Genomic DNA, 3,022 nt, shown 5'->3' with positions numbered 1-3,022 from the left:
CGCTTCCTCCCCACGGTCAGTCGCCCTTCCGCAGTTGCGCTTCTCTTCGCTCGCCATGACCAGCTTACGGTGGGACTTCCACCCACAAGAATGCGCCCATGCTGGGCGCACAACGCGCAAAGGCCCGGCATCGCCGCCGGGCCTCCAAATCGAAAACCAAAACCGCTTTACTTCGTCGGCAGCGGCAGCGGTGCGTCCGAATGCTTGTTGAGGAAGGCGATGATGTCGGCGCGTTCCTCGTCCTTGGAGTCTCCGGCAAAGCCCATCGCAGTGCCCTTGACGAACTTCTTCGGCGCGGTCAGGAAATGGTTGAGGTGGTCGAAGGTCCAGGCCTCCTTGCCGCCATTGGAGAATTCCTTCATGCCAGCGGAGTAGCTGAAATCGGTGAGATGAGCGATCGGGCGGCCGACGACGCCGTAGAGAYTCGGACCGACCTTGTTGCCGGCGCCCTTCTCGTTGGTATGACAGCTCGTGCATTTTTTGAACAGGGTTTCGCCCTTGGCCGGATCGGCCTTGGCCATCAGGTCGGCAATCGGGATTTCCTTGGCGGGAGCAGCTTCCGTGGTCGTGCTGGCTTCCTGAGCGACGATCGCAAAGCCCGGCTTTTCGGGCTTCTCCGAATGGAACAGGCCTTCCGAAGCAATCGAAATGGACATCAGCACAAACAGCGTCGCCAACAACGCGCCGACGCCCGTAGTCACGTAAGAATTCATCCCAAAGCTCCCCTTGCCGCCGGATCCCCCGCCGGCCCATCTTGAATTCGCGCGGAACCTATGTCTTTTGGCCGTAAAGCGCAACCGCGATTCCACACCACTCGGTGAGACTAATTGACACTTTTCTGCCAGAATTTGAAGGCCCCCAGATGACAAAACCGAGTTTTGACAACACACTCATTCTCATTCCGGCACGTATGGCCTCGACCCGCCTGCCGGGCAAGCCGCTCGCCGAGATCGCCGGCCTGCCAATGATCATCCAGGTGGCGAAACGCGCCCAGGAATCGGGTATCGGCCGCATCACGGTCGCCGTCGATCACGCAGACATTCTCGATGCGGTGCGCGCCGCCGGTTTCGAAGCCGTGATGACCAAGGTTACGCATGAATCGGGCTCTGACCGCATTCATGAGGCGCTCGGCCATGCCGATCCCGATCGGAGGGCCGAATTCATCGTCAATGTCCAGGGCGACCTGCCGACGATCGAACCCGAGACCATCCGCGCCAGCTTGAGGCCGCTCGAAAACGAAGCGGTGGACATCGCCACGCTGACCGTCGAAATCGAGCGCGAGGAGGAAAAGACCAATCCGAATGTGGTGAAGGTCGTCGGTTCGCAGATCGGCGAGAGCCGGCTCCGCGCACTTTATTTTACCCGCGCCACCGCCCCTTATGGCGACGGCCCGCTCTACCATCACATCGGCCTCTACACCTATCGCCGCGCGGCACTGGAACGATTCGTGTCGCTGCCGCAATCAGTGCTCGAGAAACGCGAGAAGCTGGAGCAGCTTCGGGCAATCGAGGCCGGCATGCGGATCGACGCCGAGATCGTTGACTCGGTGCCGCTCGGTGTCGATACTCCGGCCGATCTCGAAAGAGCCCGCGCGATCCTCGGCGGAAAATAACAATAGCAGGGCGGATATCCCGACATGATTACCAAGACCAATCGCATCGCCTTCCAAGGCGAATATGGCGCCAATTCCGACATGGCCTGCCGCGACCAGTTTCCCGAACTGTCGCCGCTGCCCTGCGCCACGTTCGAAGATGCGTTCATGGCGGTGGATACCGGTGACGCGGACCTGGCGATGATCCCGATCGAGAACACGCTGGCTGGCCGTGTCGCCGACATCCATCGCCTGTTGCCGGAATCGCGGCTTCACATCATCGGCGAATATTTCATGCCGATCCGTTTTCAGCTGATGGTGCTGCCGGGCGTGAAGCGCGAGGAAATCCGCACCGTCCACAGCCATATCCATGCGCTCGGTCAATGCCGCAAGATCGTCCGCCTCAATGGCTGGAAGGCTGTCATTGCCGGTGACACAGCGGGTGCCGCCAAGGCGATTTCAGAAGAAAAGGACCGGACGATGGCCGCGCTGGCGCCACGGCTGGCCGCCGACCTCTACGGGCTGGATATCCTGGAGGAGAATGTCGAAGACTCCGATAACAACGTTACCCGCTTCGTTGTGCTGTCCCGCACGAGCATCGTTGCCGAGCGGACGTCGCCGGACGAGAAGATCATCACCACCTTCATCTTCAACGTTCGCAACATCCCGGCCTCGCTCTACAAGGCGATGGGCGGTTTCGCCACCAATGGCATCAACATGACCAAGCTCGAAAGCTACCAGCTGGGCGGCAAGTTCGTCGCCACCCAGTTCTATGCCGACATCGAGGGTCATCCGGACGCCGATAACGTGCGGCACGCCATGGACGAGCTGAGATTCTTCTCGACCGAAGTGCGGATCTTGGGCACTTATAAGGCGCATCCGATGCGCGACGCATTCTGACCGGATCAGGAGGACAGACCATGACGACCTGCGTATTCGTCCAGCTTCAGTGCCGCCCAGCGACCGCCTACGACGTCGCCGACCGCATCTATGAGCGCGAAATCGCCTCCGAGATCTACTCAACCAGTGGCGAATTCGACCTCCTGGTGAAGATCTATGTGCCGGACGAACAGGATATCGGCCACTTCATCAACAACAACATCCTGAACATCGAAGGCATTGTGCGATCATTGACGACGATGACATTCAAGGCTTTTTAGCGCTTGTGTTCTGATGAAATCAGCACCGTGCTCTAAGCTTTTGTTTTTTAGCATGTCGCCTGAAACCGGTTCCCGCTTTCAGGCGACATGCTTTAGAGCCCGATTCAAAAGTTCATTCGTAGATCCAATACCTTGCGATGCGCCTTGTGAGCATTCGGATTGAAGCGATTTGCGCCCATGCTGTTGAGCTTTCGATGGATTTTTCCCAATCCTTGGCGAGGCGGCGGCAACGCCTTTTCCCAATCCTTGGCGAGGCGGCGGCAACGCCCGA

4 protein-coding genes are annotated in these 3,022 nt (G+C 59.2%); 3 read left to right on the top strand and 1 reads right to left on the bottom strand.

The window, feature by feature from the left end:
* Nucleotides 1–167: 167 nt before the first annotated feature.
* A complete protein-coding gene (locus AC1DYF_RS40150; RefSeq protein WP_477884499.1) occupies nt 168–713 on the bottom strand; it encodes a c-type cytochrome in 546 nt (181 codons plus the stop codon).
* Nucleotides 714–862: 149 nt separating this feature from the next.
* On the opposite strand from AC1DYF_RS40150, the gene AC1DYF_RS40145 reads away from it, so the two are divergent.
* The 3 genes from AC1DYF_RS40145 to AC1DYF_RS40135 are packed head-to-tail and all read left to right on the top strand — an operon-like array spanning nt 863 to nt 2,751.
* The gene (locus AC1DYF_RS40145) at nt 863–1,612 is read left to right on the top strand and encodes a 3-deoxy-manno-octulosonate cytidylyltransferase (RefSeq protein WP_477884497.1); all 750 of its coding nucleotides are present in this window, start codon (nt 863–865) and stop codon (nt 1,610–1,612) included.
* Between the two features lie 24 nt (nt 1,613–1,636).
* Nucleotides 1,637–2,491: a prephenate dehydratase gene (locus AC1DYF_RS40140; protein ID WP_477884495.1), complete on the top strand. Its 855-nt coding sequence runs from the start codon at nt 1,637–1,639 to the stop codon at nt 2,489–2,491.
* Between the two features lie 20 nt (nt 2,492–2,511).
* Nucleotides 2,512–2,751: an Lrp/AsnC ligand binding domain-containing protein gene (locus tag AC1DYF_RS40135; protein WP_477884493.1), complete on the top strand. Its 240-nt coding sequence runs from the start codon at nt 2,512–2,514 to the stop codon at nt 2,749–2,751.
* Nucleotides 2,752–3,022 lie beyond the last annotated feature (271 nt).

Source organism: Rhizobium sp. P2_G9 (genome assembly GCF_056403475.1).
Note: the sequence above shows the minus strand (reverse complement) of the source record. Positions and strands in the feature narration are given on the sequence as shown.

Bases quoted from the DNA above. Each gene is read 5' to 3' on its own strand.
- AC1DYF_RS40135 (WP_477884493.1), top strand. From the start codon at position 2,512: ATGACGACCTGCGTATTCGTCCAGCTTCAGTGCCGCCCAGCGACCGCC.
- AC1DYF_RS40140 (WP_477884495.1), top strand. From the start codon at position 1,637: ATGATTACCAAGACCAATCGCATCGCCTTCCAAGGCGAATATGGCGCC.
- AC1DYF_RS40145 (WP_477884497.1), top strand. From the start codon at position 863: ATGACAAAACCGAGTTTTGACAACACACTCATTCTCATTCCGGCACGT.